The organism is Rhodococcus sp. IEGM 1381, assembly GCF_030056795.1.
Lineage (GTDB): Bacteria > Actinomycetota > Actinomycetes > Mycobacteriales > Mycobacteriaceae > Rhodococcoides.
The window spans coordinates 1047266-1065528 of the sequence record NZ_JASHKQ010000001.1; the positions used below are offsets into that span (position 1 = coordinate 1047266).

The following is an 18263-nucleotide window of genomic DNA, read 5'->3' on the forward strand; positions in this document are numbered from 1 at the left end:
CATGCGCGGCAGCGTTCGATCAACGTGAACGGTTGCGTTCCCTCGCAAGCAATTCGCTGACACTGAGTACGTGCCCGTTCTCGCCGCCGCGATGACGGCCACTGTCGCCACCCTCGGTTGCGGGTGCTGCCCGACGGCCCGACGGCCTGTCCGACTCGTTCGACGCGGATCCGTTGGTGCCATTGCGTTCGGACCCGGTGTGTTCGGATCCATTGGTGCCGTTGTGCTCGGACACATGATGCTCGGACCCGTTGCTGCCGTTGTGCTCGGACACATGATGCTCGGACCCGTTGCTGCCGTTGCCGTTTCGATTCGAGCTGCTTCCGGCGGACCCGTTCGATGCGGAGCCGTTCTGAGCGGAGCCGTTCTCGCCATGACCGTTCCGATGGGATCCGTTGACGGGCGTGTTCGGCCGACTCGGAGGCGACGCACTGGGTGCGCGAAGATCGGCGAGCCAGCTCTCGATGGACCGTGAATCCGGTTCCTCGGCTCGAGGTGCTCGCGCTGGTCGGGGTCGGGGTCGGCTGGGCGGTGCGACCGGCGGCCGCGGTGCACTCGGTGTGCGCGACGGCTCGGCCGACGGAGAATCTGCAACCGGATCGACCGGGGGCGCAGGCCGAACGACGTCTGCGGCCTGGGTCGGCTCCGGCTCGACGGTCGGACGTGGACGTGGCGGCGTCGGCTGACTCGGGGCAGAGCGCGGAGCTTGCTGCGCCGGGGGAGCGGCCGGAGTTGCGCGGGTCGGCTCGGGTGGTGTTGCCGGCCGTCCCGTCACACTGCGCCTGGACTCTTCTTTTGCGGCGTGGGTCGCCCGGATGGGGCCCGAACCATGGGGCGCAACAACAGGAATGGGCTCGGTGAGCGGTTCGCTGCGGCGCGGTGCCGGACGTAGCGGCGGTGCGATCGTGGTGGACGGTGCACCCCCGGCGAGGGCGAGCTCTGGTACGTCGGCGATGGGGAGGAGCTCGTCTTCGAGGATGGTCTCGCCGAGTCCGAGCTTGCGCTGAATTCGCTTCATCCACTGCGGAGCCCACCAGCAATCGTCGCCGAGCAGTTTCATCGTGGCGGGCACGAGGAACATGCGGATGAGAGTGGCGTCGATGATGAGTGCGGCGATCATGCCGTACGCGATGTACTTCATCATCACCAGATCGGAGAATGCGAACGCTCCGGTTACAACGATGAGGATCAGAGCCGCGGCAGTGATGATACGTCCGGTATGCGAGGTTCCGATGCGGATGGCTTCGCTTGTGCTGGCACCCTTTTCGCGTGCCTCGACCATGCGTGAAAGTAGGAACACCTCATAGTCGGTGGACAAGCCGAACACAATCGAGATGATCAGCACCAACACCGGAGCCATGATCGGACCAGGGGTGAAATTCATCAGCCCCGCACCGTTGCCGTCGATGAATATCCACGTCAGAATGCCCATGGTCGCCCCGAGACCGAGGACGGTCATGAGCACCGCCTTGATCGGCAACACCAACGATCCGAACGTCAGGAACATCAGCAGCGTCACGATGAACACCACGAGCACGGCCATCAGCGGCAATTTGTCGATGAGTGCGCTGATCGAGTCCTGCTCGATGGCGGGCGTGCCACCGACGAGGACCGACGCCCCGTCGGGTACGTCGATGCTGCGGAGGAAGTCGATGGCGGGTTTGGAGTCGTTGCGATCGACCAGTCCGGCCTTGAAGACGATGATGCCGTCCTTGCTGGCACCGACCGGCGTGAACTGCTCGACCAACCCAGGCGCGTTGTTCGCCTGAGTCGTGATTGCCGCAAGGTTGGGACCCTGCGCATTGCTGATCACGAGTTTGATGGGCTCGGTGCGCTGACCCGGGAACAGGGTGTCGAATTCGCCCTGCGCTTCGCGGGTGACGTTGTCGGGAGGCAGGTAGGTCTCGTTGATGCCGCCGAATTTGATGTTGCCGACGGGCAGCGTCAGCAGCACCAGACCGAGCACGATGGGCACGGTGACCTTGACTGGGTTGCGCATCACCCAGCGGGTGAGGCGGCCCCACATGCCGTTCTCGATCTCCTCGCTCGACTTGGTCTTGCGCATGAACTTCAGACCCAGCGCGTCCACGCGTGGGCCGAGGATCGAGAGCATGGCGGGCAGAATCGTGATGGCCGTCAGTGCCGCGAGCGCGACGGTGGCGATGGAACCATAGGCCACCGACTTCAGGAAGCCCTGTGGGAAGAGCAGCAGGCCACCGAGCGAGGCGACGATCATCGTCGCCGAGAACACCACGGTGCGACCGGCCGTCATGACCGTGCGGCGCACGGCCTGTGGCGTCGAGTAGCCGTCGCCGAGTTCTTCTCGGAATCTCGAGACGATGAAGAGCCCGTAGTCGATGGCCAGACCGAGGCCGACGAGCGAGACCACGGGCGCAACGAACGAGTTGACCTCGGTGAAGTTGGTGAACACCTTGACGATGCCGTTGGCTCCGACGACCGTCAGGCCACCGATGATCAACGGGAGGGCGGCGGCCACCACGCCACCGAAGATGAAGAACAGCAGCACCGCAACGGCCGGGATGGCCAGTATCTCCATGCGCGCGATGTCGCCGGCCATCGTGGATTGCAACGCACCTGCCACGGCCTGGAGTCCGGTCACCTGCACGTTGACGCCGTCGATGTAGAAGACGTCCTTGACGGCCTGATAGTTGTTCGTCAGTTCGGTGTCGTTGGCACCGTTGATCGCAATGCTGGCAATGGCGTGCTGCTTGTCGGTGGTGCCGAGTGCGGCGAGGTTGGGCGCGCCCGTCCCGGGGAAGTAAGTGCCGTTGATCTTCTCGATCTGGTCCGGATGGTCGGCAACCAGAGAGTTCAAATTATTGGTGATCGCCGACTGGAACGCCGGATCGTCGATGGTCGAGCCGTCGGGCGCGGTGTAGAGGACGATGACGTCACCCTGCTTGTCGCGACCGAACGTGTTGTCCGCCAGACGGGCAGCCTGGGCCGATTCCGAGGTCGGATCGTCCCAACCGCTCTGACTGAGATGGCTGTTGAGATCGAGACCGTAGGCTGCGAAGCCCAGCAGCCCGGCCACCATGACACCGATAACGGTGTACCGCAGCCGGTAGACGATGTCTCCCCATCTGGCGAACACTTAAGAAACTCCTTGGCGCCCGACGAGCAGGGCGGACAGCGGTCGGAAGGGCTGCAGCCACGCGCCCTCGTCGGGGAGGGAATCGAGACTCACCCGTGGCAGCGGCTCACGGAAGACGCCCGGAATGTCCTCGAGATCGAGAAATTCCAGGATGTCCGACGTGACAGCCCAGCTTGCGTGCTCCCGGAAGCCGAGTACCTGTACCGGCACTCCGGTTGCTGCGATGGCCTCCAGCGGGCCCTTGAACGCTTGACCGTCGGCGGACGCGACCATGACCCCGGCGAGGCCGCCGTCACGGTTGCGGAAGTCGATGTGGTCGAGCATGTCGGCGTCGACATCGCTGTCTTCGTCGACCTTGGGCTTGGCGAACACCGCGAAGCCCACGTTACGCAATGCTTCGACCCAGGGTCGGACGACATCGGCACTACCGGGAGCAATATTGGTGAACACCGTCGCCTCGGGTTCGAGAGTGGCGGTGCCCGAGGTGGAAAGTTCGGCGGTGCGGCTGAGCAGCCAACGGCCCAGCGCATCGAACCGTGGGCGGTAGGCGGCGGTGGGTCTACCACCCAGAATTGCGCCCAGCCCCATGTCCAGATTGGGGGCGTCCCAGACCAGCAGGACGCGCTTGCTGTGGCGCGATTCACCGATCGCGCCGAGTGCGGAGGGGTCGACCACTGTGTCGGGCATGTCCGTACTGACGCTCATGCTGTCTTCTTTCCCCAGATCAATTCCGTCACCGAGCTGCCGACCAGCTGTGCTTTGCCCTCGAACTTGGTCACCGGCCGCTCGTGCGTCATGGGCGATTCCCAATCGAGAACGGTCAAACCGGGTTCGGCGTTCCCGGCCTCGGCAATCCACTCAGCGTATTCGGCATGATCGGTGGCCACGTGCAGAACGCCGCCCGGCTTCAGTCGATCCGCGATCATCGCGAAGGTCGGCCCTTGCAGCAGGCGACGCTTGTGGTGGCGAACCTTGGGCCAGGGATCGGGAAAGAAGACCCGGACTCCGGTCAACGACTCCGACGACAGCATGTTCTCGAGCACGTCCATTGCGTCACCGCGAAGCAGCCGGATGTTCTCGATGCCTTCTCGTTCGATCTGCTGCAGCGTCTGCGCCAGGCCGGGACGGTAGACCTCGACGGCCATGAGGTTGACGTGCGGCTCGGCCGAGGCCATCGCCGTGGTGGCCGTGCCGGTACCCGACCCGATTTCGAGAATCGCCGGTCCGCTGCGGCCGAACCAGGTGTCGATGTCGATCTGCTCGTCGGCGACATCTCGGCCGATGCGCGGCCACAGATTGTCCCAGGTGCTCTGTTGAGCCTCGGTCAGCGCTCCACGCCGAGAGCGGAAGCTCGTCACTCGTGGGTACAGCCGTGAGCCCCGTTCGTGGGTGCGCGCTGCGTTCTCCTCGATGTCGACAGAGGTGTCCTGAGACTCGTTCACGGGTCCATTGTCGCGCATCCACGGGGCGTGTGACACGTGGGTCTCGAGTTGAAGTTGAGACTTGGCGTCCTGCCGCTGATCAGGGGCAGGAAAGGCGCGACTAATTACAACAGTGCAATTCTCCGGGGCGGGTCGTCCAGCTCACCGATGTGCCAGAATCGGTGCCGCAGCAGGGGGCTGTGCGCCGCGTCCGGGGGCAGACGGCGGTCGTTCTGGGGGGATCGAATATGAGCGTGGCGAGTTTGGACCGACTGCGTGACCGCACCGCCGCGAGCTCGATCGGGGTACCTGCCGACGACGGTGCTCGGGAGGCGGTCGACACCGCGCTGCAGGATCGACTACGGCCGGTGATCGTGCGCGTGACTGGTCGAACCGGAGTGGGCAAATCTGCGATCCTCGCGATCCTCGAGTCGGTGCGCCTCGACGCGGACGGCCTCGATGTGCGGGTGCACGAAGACAGCGGCACCGACCGCACGGACTTCGACGTTCTCGTCTACGTGATCGCAGGTGCGGTATCGCCGGTCGACACTGCGTTCCTGAGTTCTCCTCCCGGCGGCGCGTCGAACAGGACCGTCGTCGTGCTCACCAAAGCGGACACCCTCGACGATCCCGCGGCAGCGGCTGCAGCGGCCTCGCACCAGCTCGAACGGACGGTCCTGCCGGTGATGGGTGCGACCGCAGCGGGACTGCGCTGCACGGGACTGGGCGGCATGGGTCGGTCCGGGGTTTCGCTCGTCATGGCCGACGTTCGCGCCGTCGCTGCGAGCGCGGTGGGCCCAGCAGACCTGTTGACCGTGGATCGCTTTCTCGCCGCCGACATCACCGTCTCGACGCGTCGCCGAGAGGCGCTGATCGAGTGCATCGAACTGCGCGGCGTGGCCCTGCTGATCGACGTGCTGCGGCAGCGAACCGCTGCGTCCGACGGTGATGCGCTGCGTGAGTTGGCCGATGCCACCGGTGTCGACGCGGTGCTGGCCGCGGTCACGACGGCGGTGTCGGCAGCCGCAGCGAGCCGCGACGCAGACCTGCACTGGAGTCTGCAGCAGATCTGCGCTCGGCATCGGCAGGTGCGCGGCGCCGTCGAGTCGTACCTGGCCTCGGACGAGGCCGTGGCAGCGGAAATGCGCTGCGCTGCTCTGCATTTGAGGGTGCCGATCGAGACCGGTTCCGAGCAGGTCGTGGTGGAGCAGGCGGCTCTGTGGAAGCAGCGCGCGGCCACGGCCTGGGATTCGGGACTGCGTCGGTCGGCACTTGCGCTGTGTCGGGGCTACGTGCGGATGCTGCGGCGATGACTCCACTGTCGGAGGACATGAAAAGTGTTCTGCGGCGCTGGAACTCGGATGCTCTCGACCGGATCGCACGGGCGCGGGAAAGCCGACCCGCCGGGGTTCACCTCACCGGCACGGCCGGATCGGGGAAGTCGGAGCTGCGGCGCGAGCTGTCCCGGCTCGGTGGCATCGAATTCTCGGATTCGGTAGCCGACGCAGCTGTCGTGTTGATCGTCGTCGACGCGTCGGCTCCGGTCGGTCGCTTCGAGATCGAGCGATGGCGAGAGGCACTCGAATCCACGCCGGTCGTGTTCGTGGTCAACAAGATCGACGTGCACAGGCACTGGCGTGAGGTGGTGGCCGCCGACGGTGACGTGGTTGCCGAGTGCGTTCCGCGAGCGGTGGAGTGCACGTTTCACCCGATCTCGGTCCGGTTGGCAGGGGTGGGGAGGGACAGTGGTGACGCGGCAGTGTGCGTCGAATCCGGCCTCGGGGCCGTGACCGACCGGCTCGGCGCGCTGCTGCTGGATGCTACGGCTCTTGGATCGCAGCGCAAATACGCTGCGGCGGTGCAGGACTGCGTCGCAGGAGCCAGAGCATCGATCGTAGCGAGAGCTCGCGCAGTGACCGGGGGCAGCGACTTGGCCCCGCTTCGAGCGCGACGAGCCGCGCTCGTCGGTGAACGAGAGAACCTCGGTGGTGATCGACGTGCGCTGTTGCACAATCGGATCCAGCGGGTTCGGGTGGACTCGCTCCATGCCGCTGCCGAAGATCTTCGCGAACTGGGCGTCGAGGTGAGGCGGTCGATCGACGGGGCCCGACGGGCCGAGCTGAAGCATCTGCCCGCGCACTTCGCCGAGTCGGCGCGCGGTGCGCAGAGTCGAGCCGACGCCGCGCTGACCGCGGGACTGCGAGCGGTGGAGTCCGATCTGGGGCTCACCCCGACGGTCGCCCAGTCGAATGTGGAGGACGCGTCGCTCGACATCGGGGCACCGTCCCGGCGTCGCGGTCTCGAGGACGCCATCATGATCGTGGTCGGGGCGTCGGCAGGGGTCGGGCTCGGACGCCTGGTGGTCTCCCCGATGGCGCTCGTGCAGGCATGGGCGGTGGCCAACACCGTGATCACCCTCGTTCTCGGCGGGGCGCTCGCGTGGTGGTTGACGCGGTCGCGGGCACTGGTGGCCGATCGGGCACACATGCGGAGCTGGACGCAGGAATGCCTGGCCCGGGTGAAGTCCGCGGTGGAGCAGCGGCTGCTCTCCCGCATTCTCGAAGCCGAGTCCGCTCTCGCGGCCGCAGTCGCGGTCGCGGACCGGGAGGCCGCGGTCCGCATCGACGTCGCGCTTGCCGAGGTGGACGGCGAACTGCGCAGGCTTGCCGACCACCGATCGGCGCTGCTGTCGGCGTGCGATCGCGATCTCTCTGCACTCGAACGGGGGCTGGAGCGATTCCGCGGCCCGGTGGAACCGTTCGATGCGTCCGTGCGTCGGAGTCAGTAGGTGCAGTGTGGGTCGAACAGGTGAGGGGCGTCGATGATCGCGGTGGATGGCTTCGCGGCGGAAGGTTTTCCCACGGATGACGTGGCGCAACACGAGTTCGACGCGGGTTCGCCCGGTGTCTCGGCTGATCTCTTGGATCTCGACGGCGACGGTCACTACGAGACCACCGTGCGGCATACCGGTGCCGGGATCACTGTGGCGACCGACGTCGACGGGGATGGTGTGACAGACAAGTTCACTGCCTTCGGACGTGACGGGCAATACCGAAGCTGGGAGATTTTTCGAGAAGCGAACGGTATCGGGCGGGGCGAAATGACCGAATCGGGCGAGCTGTAGCGCGAAAGAACGGACCAGGCATCGCCCCTGCTCGAGGGCTTCTTGCGCGGATCTTTCCCAATCTGAATCGGTCTTGTGACCAATCGGACAACACCCTGTTTCTGGATTCACGTCGCTCGGCGTTAACCTGATGAACAGGACATCCGGCGCTCGGTCCTCGGGTTGCCGTACCCAGTAACATGGTGTACTGCAGCTCGGACGGCCGAGCAGCGCCCCGCCGAGAGGGGAAAACCGAGATCTACTCGTGCGTGCTTGCCCACAGCGATCGTGCGAATTCTTCCCGGTTCCGGCTAACCCCAGGAGAGTTAGATGACCTCAGCGACCATTCCCGGTTTGAGCGGCACCGACAGCGTGCCGACTCGACACAAAGAACTGCTTGCCTGGGTTGCTCAGGTAGCCGAACTGACCGAACCGGACTCCGTGGTGTTCGCTGACGGATCCGACGCCGAATGGGAGCGCCTGACCGGCAAGCTGGTCGAGGCCGGCACCTTCACTCGTCTCAACGACAAGAAGAAGCCCAACTCCTTCCTCGGCAACTCCGACCCCTCGGATGTCGCTCGGGTCGAGTCGCGTACGTACATCTGTTCCAAGGAAGAGATCGACGCCGGTCCCACCAACAACTGGATGGACCCCGCCGAGATGCGGACGCTGATGACCGAGCTGTACCGCGGCTGCATGCGCGGACGCACCATGTACGTGGTCCCGTTCTGCATGGGACCGCTCGATGCGGCCGACCCCAAGCTGGGCGTCGAGCTCACCGACTCCGAGTACGTCGTGGTGTCCATGCGCGTGATGACCCGCATGGGCCAGGCTGCGCTCGACAAGATCGGCGACGACGGCTTCTACGTCAAGGCACTGCACTCGCTCGGCGCTCCGCTGGCCGAGGGTCAGGCCGATGTGCCGTGGCCGTGCAACGACACCAAATACATCACCCAATTCCCCGAGGACCGCGAGATCTGGAGCTACGGATCCGGTTACGGCGGCAATGCACTGCTGGGCAAGAAGTGCTACTCGCTGCGTATCGCCTCGGCGATGGCTCACGACGAGGGCTGGCTCGCCGAGCACATGTTGATCCTCAAGCTGATCTCGCCCGAGGACAAGGCGTACTACATCGCGGCAGCATTCCCGTCCGCATGCGGCAAGACCAACCTCGCCATGATTCAGCCGACCATTCCGGGCTGGCGCGCCGAGACCATCGGCGACGACATTGCGTGGATGCGCTTCGGTGAGGATGGTCGTCTCTACGCCGTCAACCCCGAATTCGGTTTCTTCGGCGTCGCGCCCGGCACCAACTGGGACTCGAACCCGAATGCGATGAAGACCATCGATCAGGGCAATTCGGTGTTCACCAACGTCGGCCTGACCGATGACGGCGACGTGTGGTGGGAAGGGCTCGAAGGCAAGCCCGAGCACCTCATCGACTGGAAGGGCAACGACTGGACGCCCGAGTCCGGAACCGATGCCGCACACCCCAATTCGCGTTACTGCGTGCCGATGGCCCAGTGCCCGTCCATGGCTCCCGAGTGGGACGATCCCCAGGGCGTGCCGATCTCGGCAATCCTGTTCGGCGGACGTCGCAAGACCACCGTTCCGCTGGTGACCGAGGCCCGCGACTGGCAGCACGGCGTGTTCATGGGAGCCACAGTCGGCTCCGAGCAGACCGCTGCCGCCGAGGGCACCGTCGGTACCGTCCGACGCGACCCGATGGCGATGCTGCCGTTCCTCGGCTACAACGTGGGCGACTACTTCCAGCACTGGATCGACCTCGGCAAGAACGCCGACGAGTCCAAGCTGCCGAAGGTGTTCTACGTCAACTGGTTCCGCCGCGGCGACGACAAGCGCTTCCTGTGGCCCGGATTCGGTGAGAACTCGCGCGTGCTCAAGTGGATCGTCGAGCGCATCGAGCACAAGGCAGCCGGCGTCGAGACACCGATCGGCGTGGTCCCCACCGCCGAGGCACTCGACATCGACGGTCTCGACACCACCGTCGAGGACGTGGCCGAGGCGCTCGCGGTGAACACCGACGAGTGGAAAGCCGAAATCCCGCTGATCCAGGAGTGGTTCGACTTCGTCGGCGAGAAACTGCCCACCGGAATTCAGGACGAATTCGACGCCCTCAAGCAGCGTTTGGGCGCGTAGTATTCACGACACGGAACGGGGCTCACCGAGGGGTGGGCCCCGTTCTGGCTGTGTGGGTCAGGCAGTGAGCGCGGCTGCCCCGGCCAGAGTTCCGAGGCCACCCAACGCAGCCGGCACCACCTGCAGGCCGTCCAGGAATTTCAACCGGGCGTGCAACCCGATCGACTCGTGGATGGGATCCCACAGCGGCGGGCCGGCCTGAGCGAAACCGCCGCCGATCACCACCATGCGAACGTCCGTCAGCGCGACGGCCGAGGCAATCGCCTGGCCCAGAGCAACTCCGGCGCGTTGCAGTGCGGTGATGGCGCGCGGTTCACCTGCGGCGGCGTCCGCGGCCAATTCGACACCAGTGCTGCCCGGCCACCCCTGTTCACGCGCCCATCGAACCGCCGACGGCCCGCTCGACACCGTTTCCACGCACCCGATTCCGCCGCACGCGCAGGGCGTCGTCGAACCGGGCACGACGATGTGGCCGATGTGACCGGCATTGCCGCTGGCTCCGGTGACGATCTTTCCGCCCAGCACCAAACCGCCGCCGATGCCGGTCGACACGACCAGGCTCAGTACGTCGGGCACACCGACGGCGGCACCGAAGCGATACTCACCCAGTGCCGCTGCGCTGCCGTCCATCGCCAGACGTATTTCGGCATCGGGAAGCACGGCGGAGATGTGCTCGCCCAAACCGAATCCGTTCTTCCATTCGTCGATGTTGATTGGTGCGACCGATCCGGTCTCGAGGTTCACCGGCCCGGAGCAGGCGACGCCGATGCGGTCGATGTGCTGTCCAGGAGCGATTTTCCGAAGCAACGAAGCGCATGCCGGCCACACCCCGGATTCGGGAGTCGGCACGGTCACCGGGTTCTGCGGCCGACCGTCCTCGCCGACGAGTCCCGCTGTCATCTTGGTGCCGCCGATGTCGAGCGCGAGTGCCGTCATCATTCCAGGTTAATCAGTCGGTTTCAGGACCAGGACCAGGTTGCTGCCGAGGAACTCGCGCAGTATCGGGACGCGCATCATCCACCATGCCCAGCGCGGATGGTAGCGCGGAAAAGCAGCCAGTAGCTCTGCGTTGGTAGTGCTTCGCGCCCAACGTAATCCGTCCGACGCGCTGATGTCGAACAGCGATTCGCCGAAGCGATTCTTCGGTTCGTGTCCGGTGGTGCGGGTGTAGCGGCGGGCCGCGTATTCGCCGCCGAGGTAGTGCCAGGGGCGGGTCTCGTGGCCGCCGAACGGGCCGAACCAAATGGTGTACGAGAGCACCGTGAGGCCGCCGGGTTTGGTGACACGGAGCATCTCCTCGGCCATGGTCCAGGGCTCGCGCACGTGCTCGGCGACGTTGGACGAGAAGCAGATATCGACGCTGTCGTTGCGAAAGGGCAGTGCCATGCCGGAGCCGCGCACCGAACCTGGAATCTGCAGTCCCGCTGCATGCATCTCCGAGGCATCGGGTTCGACGGGCAGGTAGCGCGCGCAACTCGCTCCGAACACCTCGGCGAAATAGCCGGGGCCGCCGCCGACGTCCAACACCGTTGCCGCCGACATGTCCGTGCCGGTCAGGCCCCGATACAGGTCGCCGATCAGCTCGACGGAATCGCGCGCCAGGGCCCCATAGAAGATGTCCGGAGCGCTCTGCTCGTGGCCGAAGTCCTTCAGCAGCTCCACCGAGCGGCGCAGTGTCGCGCGAGAGGCGAACAAACGGGTCACGGCGGAAGTCACGAAAACGAACCCTAGCGGTTACTGTGGCAGCGGTAATCGACGGCGGTCGAGACGAGCATGCGGAAATTGGGTGAAGCGAGCTGTGCGCGAGGTTCTGTTGCTGTGCTGGCGCGATACCGGGCACCCGCAGGGCGGCGGCAGCGAGCGTTACCTCGAGCAGGTAGGCGCAGGTCTGGCTCGACGCGGCGTACGCGTCACGCTTCGGACGGCGTCGTACCCAGGAGCTCCGGCCGAGGAGATCGTCGACGGCATCCGCATCAGTCGCGGTGGTGGCCGCCTGTCGGTGTATCCCCGTGCATTGGCCGCCATCGCAGCCGGTCGGCTCGGTTTCGGCCCGCTCAAGGGCATCGCACCCGACGCGGTGATCGACACCCAGAACGGCATTCCCTTCTTCTCACGTGCCGCGCTCGGCGTTCCCGTCACGTTGCTGGTGCACCACTGCCATCGCGAGCAATGGCCGGTCGCGGGACCGATGATGGCCAAGCTCGGCTGGTGGCTCGAATCGACGGTGTCTCCCCGAGTGCACCGTCGCAATCAGTACTTGACGGTGTCGCTGCCGTCAGCGGACGAGCTCATCGCCCTCGGCGTCGACCGCGAGCGCATCGCCGTGGTCCGCAACGGAGCCGACGAGATCCCGCAGTCGGTGTCGGAGGGGGACGAGAGCACCCGCACCTCGCACCCATCGCTCACTGTGTTGTCCAGGTTGGTTCCGCACAAGCAGATCGAGGATGCTCTCGACGTCGTCGCGGCGCTGCGCGGCCGGATCCCCGACATCCACCTCGACGTCATCGGTGGCGGCTGGTGGGAGCAGAACCTCCGCGACTACGTGAGCGAACTGGGGATCGAGCAGTACGTCACTTTCCACGGGCACGTCGACGAGGAGCGCAAGCACGACCTGCTCGGCCGTTCGTGGGTGCACGTCATGCCCTCGCGCAAGGAGGGTTGGGGCCTTGCGGTCGTCGAAGCCGCTCAGCACGGCGTTCCCACGGTCGGCTATCGCAGCTCCAAAGGGCTCACCGATTCCATCATCGACGGTGTGACTGGTGTTCTGGTGGGCGGGCTTTCGGATGGTGAAGAGGACCGGGACGTCTCGGGATTGACTGCCGCCGTCTCCGAGCTGCTGCAGGACGCCGAAGCCCGCACTCGTTTGGGTGAGAAAGCGCGCGTCCGTGCGGGGGAATTCTCCTGGGAGCAGTGCGCAGAAGGCGTCTACTCTGTACTCGACGCAACGACGCGTGGAACGTGGTCGTCAGGTCTTGTCGGAGCGTCTGGCGTTGTGTCGCAAGGTGAATCGGCTGGAGCGTTGAATGCGTCTCAGTCCTATCGCTAGTCCCCCGAGAAGCAGCAGTGCCCAGGCCAGGTGGGCGACGACGACTGCCGTGTTCGAGCGGCTCTCGCTGAGTATCGGATCGGGGACCCGGTAGAGCGTGAGCTGCTCGTCGGAGTACACGGCATCGAGTGGGTTCAGCGTCTGCTCGGAGTTGCCGAGTTCGCCGGGAGTGGGGTGTTCCACCAACACCCACCCGACGCCGAATTCTGCGAGTGTCTCCGCGGATTCGCCTGCAAGAAGGGCATTCTGGACGTCCGTGGCGCGAGTGCCCTCGCCCCGCACGGTCCCGCCTGCAACGATGAGCTCGCCGGTCTGCAACACGTCCAGTGGCAGCATGCGCGGCGCAGGATCGAGTACGGGCGCATCGCCGCTGTACGGAAAGCGACGGAACATTCCGGCTGGTAGAACCGCGACATCGCCGGTGCTGCCCTGCAACTCGGCTGCGACCGCCTGCCAGGACGCCGGGTACTCCACGGGCCGCATCGAGTTCCCGACGCCCCAGCCCAGGTCGGGTAGTGCGATCAGCAGGGCCAATATTGCAACGGCGCTGCCGAATCGGGTGCGCTGGACCGCGCTCAGCGCGGTTGGTTGCACCGGATTCGGTCGACGCCGGGGAGAAAGCGCAGCCGCGGCGGCCAACGCATAGATCGGCATCGCCAACGCGACCCACTTCTGCGAGTCCCGGAGCAGACCGGCACCGGGCACCGTCTCGCCCAGCTCTCGGGCGACTGCCAGCCCCGGTCCCGTTGCTGCCAGCGCAGGGGCCGCGATGGCAAGCAACGCAACGACAGCGAGTCCCAAGATCACCGGATTTCTTCGACGCCTGATGAGCGGCCGCACACCGAACGCGACCACGGTCAGCAGAATCGCGGTGCCCACGAATGCGAAAATGCTTGTACGAGAAGCGGGTACAGCATCGGAGTTCCAGACTCCGCCGAGGCCGGCCAGGGAGCCGAGGGTGCCGAGGCCAGGCTCCGCACGAGCCGCGAACGCCGCCCATCCGGCCGGATCCGACTGCTCGACGCCACTGCCGGACACGGCTGTCGCCACCAGCCACGGCGCCGACGCCACCACCGCGATCGCCAGGGTGATGACCACGCGCAGGCCGCGTCGGGCACCCCCGGGGGCGGCGAGAACGACCACCGCGATAGTGGCGGCAAGCAGTGCGCCGGTGGGGGTGAGGCCGGCGGCGGCCAAGCAGACGGCAAGGGCCCACCAGGAACGACCCTGTCTGACTGCGAGTGCGGCAACCACGGTCCAGGGGAGGGCTGCGTAGCCGACGAGCAGGCTCCAATGTCCCTGCAGCAGGCGCTCGGCGACGTACGGGTTCCACATCGCCACGGTCGACGCGACGAGCAGCGCTGGCAGGGGAGCGGTGGGCAGTACCTTCTGTGCCATTACGGCCGCGCCCCAACCGGCCAGCCACAGCGCCAGCAGCAGGATGATCTTGACGACGAGGCCACCGTCGAACACCGTCGTCAACGCTGCGATTGCGGCGTCCTGCGGGACGGCCCGCGCGGCCGCGTCGGCGATTCCCCAGGCGGAGTCGGTGAAGAAGGAACGGGGAGTACTGACGGCGTCGCGCAGCAGGAGGTAGCCGGGGCCGAGAAGTGGTCCGAGAATGACCAGCGCGAGCACCAGACTGTAGAGCGGTGGCGTCCACCTCGACCTCGACCGCGCCATGATCGGCACCCTATACCGTGGGCTCATGTCTTTCCGCGCCTCGTCCGAGGCAGACCACACGGCGGGCGCCTCTGTCGCCGGGATGGGGATGGTGACGGCCGGTTCGATGTTCGCGAACGTTGCGGCGTATCTGCTGCAGGTGCTCGCGAGTCGGATGCTCGGCGTCGAGGGGTACGGCGAGTTCGCGAGTCTGCTTGCCGCACAACTCGTTCTCGCAGTTCCGGCGTTGGCGTTGCAGTCCGTCGTCGCGCGTGAAGTGGTGCGCGGGCGCAGTTCGCGAGAGTTGCGGACCGTCGGCTATCGGTGTGCGGCGGTCGTGGGCATGCTGGCGGTGGCGCTCGCTCCCGCACTGTCCGCTGCCCTGGACATCTCGATGGCCGCAACTGTGTCGGCGGTCATCGCTGCGCCGGTGTTGGTGCTGCTGGCCGCCGAACAGGGGTTGTTGCAGGGGCGGGGGCGCTTCGGGGCTCTGAGCCTCGTGCTGGCTGCAGCCGGTTTCGGCAAGGTGGCACCCGCAGTGGTGGTGCTTGCACTCGGTGGCGGACCCGGTGCGGTCCTCCTGGCGACGGCTGTCGGAATCGGAGCGGTGGCCATCGGTGCGCGATGGACGGCAGGCGTGCCGGTGAACTCGGTGTCGGAAACCAAGGTGACCGTTCTGGCCGTACTGCAGGCATCGCAGGTGCAATTGGTGCTGATCGCGATGTCGGCGCTGGATCTGGTCCTTGCTCGCACTCTGCTCAGTAGCAACGAAGCCGGGCTGTACGCCGTCGGTGCCGTTGCGTCCAAAGCGGCGTTCTGGTTGCCGCAGGCCGTGGGGGTGGTGCTGTACCCGAGGATGGCGAACCCTCTGCATTCTGCTGCCGCGGTGCGCTCGGCTCTGGCCGTGGTCGCCGGTCTGGGCACGGTGCTGGTGATCGGCGGGGCACTGGCGTCGCCGTTACTGCCGTTGGTGGTGGGCGATACGTATTCCGGTGTGCAGAACTATGTCTGGCTGTTCGTGTTGCAGGGCGCGTGCCTGGCTGTGCTGCAGAGCGCTCTGCTGTGGGCCATCGCAGGCGAGCGCACCCGCATTGCTCTTGTCGCTTGGTTCGCCCTCGCCGCCGAGGTGTTGCTGCTGCTGATCGTGGCCTCGACGCTGGCGCAGTTCGTCACCGTCGCCGCAGTCACGGCCGCGGTGACAATGGTCGTGGTGTGTGCACTGGTGTTGTGGGGCAACCGCGTCACGGCATCGTCGTGACATCACCGCTGCCACCCGATGATGTCGACTGCCGGTCGTGTCGGTGATCGGTCACGAGATGTGTACGGCACCGTCGGCCCGCCGTGTGCGGTGTCCCCACACCAGCAAGCCTGTTCGCAGATCCTCCTGCCAGTTCGAAAGGCACATGGCCACAATGGAATCAGGAGAATCCAGTGGAGAGCCGGAAAAGTCGTCCTCGGATAGAGGAAGCTGCAACGTCATCGCGAACGTAGTCGGATTCTCTGCCCAACGAAAATAGACGCAGACCTGATCCTGCTCGACGTGGACGCGGATGGGGCGAAACCTGCTGGCGACTCGTCCGCGAACCCGCACCCTCCGAATCAGACTTCTCGCGGTAGCGGCCGCCGGCGGCGGGAGACTTTCTGTGTCGGCACCGGTCATGTGGAGACGCCATCCGCCATCGGCCTCGGTATTCGGGTCGCGGAAGTCGTCGGTCTCGAAAAACGGACCCACGGCCTCGAGGTGCGCCGCGACCGCAGGTGATGTCGGGACGATCTTGCGGGCCGAATCGATCCCGTTCCATACCCGCTGGAAAGCGAAATTGTCGGGTGCAAGTGTCGGCTCACCGTCGGCATCGAGCAACAGCGCATAGACGCGCTGTGCGAACAACATTCGCGTCGCCGTGTTCGTCGGTGGCCTCGGAGTGCGCACCAATTCGTACGCATAGTCGGCCCATCGGCGGCCCAGGAGCGCACGCGTCCAGGCCTCGCCTTCGGGATCCGTCACCGAGTCCACGAGATTCGACCGCGCAGCTGTGCGGTCCAGGTATTCGTCGGAGAACCCTTGGACGTGGATACGCAGAAGGAGCGGATTCGATTCGGCCGGAAACGATCCCAGATCGGCCGCGTCCTGGTAGCTGTGCCGTACGTGGATTCGCAGACCTGGAACGGTGAGCGAGGGCCCTTCTACCGGGCGATCGTCGACCGACCGACGCGGGTTGGACAGCGTGCGATCGGCGGCAAGCCGCCGTAAGAAGCGTTGATAGACCGCTATTTCATCTGCGTACACCGACGTGATGTGGTCGGTCATGGCGAAGACATCGGGCGCGCCGTTCGATGGTGCGCCGTCGTTCTCAGTGGGCCGAGACATTCTTTCTGCGTGTTGTCAGCATTCCGACACCGTAGACCATCGTCGGTCCCCGCACAGACGAGTGGCGTGGTTGCGTGCCCTCACGGGCACTCAACCACGCCACGTCATCTGGGTCGTTCCGCAGGCTCCACTCCTGCGTAGCGCACTTACTCCTTGTTGAGGTTCGTCCTCGGAATTTCTTCCGTGCGATCCGTCGTCCAGTCGCGGTTCGGTGCGGTTCCGCCGGTCGGGGTCGGTCGCGGAGCCGCGTCCGTGCGGGCCGGCTGACGGTGTCCACCGTTTCCGCCGCCGCGCAGGAGCAGGAACGCCCCGGCGATCAAAGAGATGACGCCCAGGATGCCGGCGACGATCGGAACCGTGCGGCCGAAGAGCGAGAGCTTGTCCTGGCCGTCCTTGGCCTGCTGGATCTGGTATTCGACGGTGTTCTCGTCGAACGTGATCGGTGCGTTGAGCACGTCGACCTCGGGCTTGCCTGCCTCACGTCCGTAGTACTGGTGAATCTGCTCTTCACCCTTGACGACGACACCGGTCTCGGGCTCGACGTAGAGGGTGCGGGTGTTCTCGTACCAGCGGGTCATCGTGACCGGTGCCGCTCCGCCTTCGACACCCCAGGTGTCGGCGGGCAGGGTCACCTTGTTGGTCGGCAGGTTGACCACCGTCGACAGGTCCACCGGGCCGACGGTCTGCTGGTACTGGTACACCGGCGTGCCGTTGATCTCGGTGGCCTCGACGAAATCGATGTCCTTGGATGCACGAGCGTTGACGTCGAAGTACGGGTAGCTCTTCTGCTCGGAGTTGAACGGGAACTTGTACTGAAGACCGGTGTGGGCAACTTCCTCGGCGGGCTTGTCGCCGGCCACCTGGATGGTGCCGATCGGGCTCTCGACGGGCATCGAGGTCTTGCGGTCGATGGTGACGCGGTCGACGCTGGCGGTCAGCAGTCCGGTGTCGGCCTGCTTGTCGCTGCGGCGCAAGGTCTGACCGGCCTGCAGCGTCATGATGTCGGCGTCGGAGGGATCCTCGACGGTGACGAATCGCTGTGAGACGAGCGGAACGTTCTGGTCGACGACCGCGCGACCGGCGGCGAGGGAGCTTGCGTTCAGCACACTGCCTTCGCCGGTGGAGACGGTAGTGACCTCGAGATCCAGCGGCGTCTTCTCGAGCGCCGAGACCGTGTAGGTAGGAATGAGGATGGCGGCGACCACCAGAAATGCACCCAAGCCGATGAGTACAAGAGCCAATATCCGGCTCGGCCCTGAGCGCTCCGCCATGCTGATTCTCCTTGTTCGACCGCTTCACTGGAAGACACCGCAGGCGGGACCAACGTTCGCCCCCGACCAGATGCCCGATTTCTTACGACACGTCGCAGGTGACAGTAACAGTCGACA

At 65.7% G+C, this 18263-nt stretch carries 14 protein-coding genes; 6 read left to right on the top strand and 8 right to left on the bottom strand.

Annotation, left to right across the window (positions count from 1 at the left end; translation table 11 throughout):
* Positions 1–19: 19 nt before the first annotated feature.
* From QM797_RS05025 to trmB, 3 genes are read right to left on the bottom strand one after another with little or no spacing between them, the layout of a single operon-like run.
* Positions 20–3115 carry an MMPL family transporter gene (locus tag QM797_RS05025; RefSeq protein ID WP_283274052.1) on the bottom strand — a complete coding sequence of 1032 codons (3096 nt, stop codon included), beginning with the start codon at positions 3113–3115 and terminating at the stop codon, positions 20–22.
* Entirely contained in the window at positions 3116–3820 is a 705-nt protein-coding gene (locus tag QM797_RS05030; protein ID WP_371833796.1) for an NYN domain-containing protein, read from the bottom strand.
* Positions 3817–4575 (bottom strand): tRNA (guanosine(46)-N7)-methyltransferase TrmB, encoded by a 759-nt coding sequence (gene trmB, locus QM797_RS05035; protein ID WP_283274053.1) that lies wholly within the window; start codon positions 4573–4575, stop codon positions 3817–3819. Before trmB ends, QM797_RS05030 begins: the two co-directional genes overlap by 4 nt.
* A gap of 209 nt (positions 4576–4784) precedes the next feature.
* Between trmB and QM797_RS05040 the strand changes: the two genes are divergently transcribed.
* The 4 genes from QM797_RS05040 (at position 4785) to QM797_RS05055 (ending at position 9799) form a co-directional block, all read left to right on the top strand.
* Complete coding sequence (locus QM797_RS05040; RefSeq protein WP_283274054.1) at positions 4785–5849, top strand: hypothetical protein; 1065 nt, start codon at positions 4785–4787, stop codon at positions 5847–5849.
* Positions 5846–7324 (top strand): P-loop NTPase family protein, encoded by a 1479-nt coding sequence (locus tag QM797_RS05045; protein ID WP_283274056.1) that lies wholly within the window; start codon positions 5846–5848, stop codon positions 7322–7324. Before QM797_RS05040 ends, QM797_RS05045 begins: the two co-directional genes overlap by 4 nt.
* A 33-nt stretch (positions 7325–7357) precedes the next feature.
* The gene (locus QM797_RS05050; protein WP_283274057.1) at positions 7358–7660 is read left to right on the top strand and encodes a DUF6802 family protein; all 303 of its coding nucleotides are present in this window, start codon (positions 7358–7360) and stop codon (positions 7658–7660) included.
* Between the two features lie 309 nt (positions 7661–7969).
* Entirely contained in the window at positions 7970–9799 is a 1830-nt protein-coding gene (locus tag QM797_RS05055; RefSeq protein WP_283274058.1) for a phosphoenolpyruvate carboxykinase (GTP), read from the top strand.
* A gap of 57 nt (positions 9800–9856) precedes the next feature.
* Here QM797_RS05055 and QM797_RS05060 read toward each other — a convergent pair whose 3' ends face one another.
* Together QM797_RS05060 and QM797_RS05065 are read right to left on the bottom strand one after the other, a co-directional pair.
* A complete protein-coding gene (locus QM797_RS05060; RefSeq protein ID WP_283274059.1) occupies positions 9857–10735 on the bottom strand; it encodes an ROK family protein in 879 nt (292 codons plus the stop codon).
* A gap of 9 nt (positions 10736–10744) precedes the next feature.
* Complete coding sequence (locus QM797_RS05065; protein ID WP_283275288.1) at positions 10745–11503, bottom strand: class I SAM-dependent methyltransferase; 759 nt, start codon at positions 11501–11503, stop codon at positions 10745–10747.
* Positions 11504–11597: 94 nt separating this feature from the next.
* Here QM797_RS05065 and QM797_RS05070 point away from each other — a divergent pair, with 94 nt between their 5' ends.
* The gene (locus QM797_RS05070; protein ID WP_283275289.1) at positions 11598–12845 is read left to right on the top strand and encodes a glycosyltransferase family 4 protein; all 1248 of its coding nucleotides are present in this window, start codon (positions 11598–11600) and stop codon (positions 12843–12845) included.
* On the opposite strand, the gene QM797_RS05075 is transcribed toward QM797_RS05070, so the two are convergent.
* On the bottom strand, positions 12765–14528 hold the full coding sequence (locus QM797_RS05075) for an MmpA family trehalose lipid delivery protein (RefSeq protein WP_283274060.1): 1764 nt from the start codon (positions 14526–14528) through the stop codon (positions 12765–12767). The genes QM797_RS05070 and QM797_RS05075 overlap by 81 nt on opposite strands.
* Before the next feature lie 25 nt (positions 14529–14553).
* Here QM797_RS05075 and QM797_RS05080 point away from each other — a divergent pair, with 25 nt between their 5' ends.
* Positions 14554–15765 (top strand): MATE family efflux transporter, encoded by a 1212-nt coding sequence (locus tag QM797_RS05080; protein WP_283274061.1) that lies wholly within the window; start codon positions 14554–14556, stop codon positions 15763–15765.
* Positions 15766–15816: 51 nt separating this feature from the next.
* Here the strand turns inward: QM797_RS05080 and QM797_RS05085 are convergent, their stop codons facing one another.
* Both QM797_RS05085 and pgfA read right to left on the bottom strand, forming a co-directional pair.
* Entirely contained in the window at positions 15817–16875 is a 1059-nt protein-coding gene (locus tag QM797_RS05085; RefSeq protein WP_283274062.1) for a hypothetical protein, read from the bottom strand.
* A 146-nt stretch (positions 16876–17021) separates the two neighbouring features.
* The gene (gene pgfA / locus QM797_RS05090) at positions 17022–18146 is read right to left on the bottom strand and encodes a cell envelope lipid trafficking protein PgfA (protein WP_283274063.1); all 1125 of its coding nucleotides are present in this window, start codon (positions 18144–18146) and stop codon (positions 17022–17024) included.
* Positions 18147–18263 lie beyond the last annotated feature (117 nt).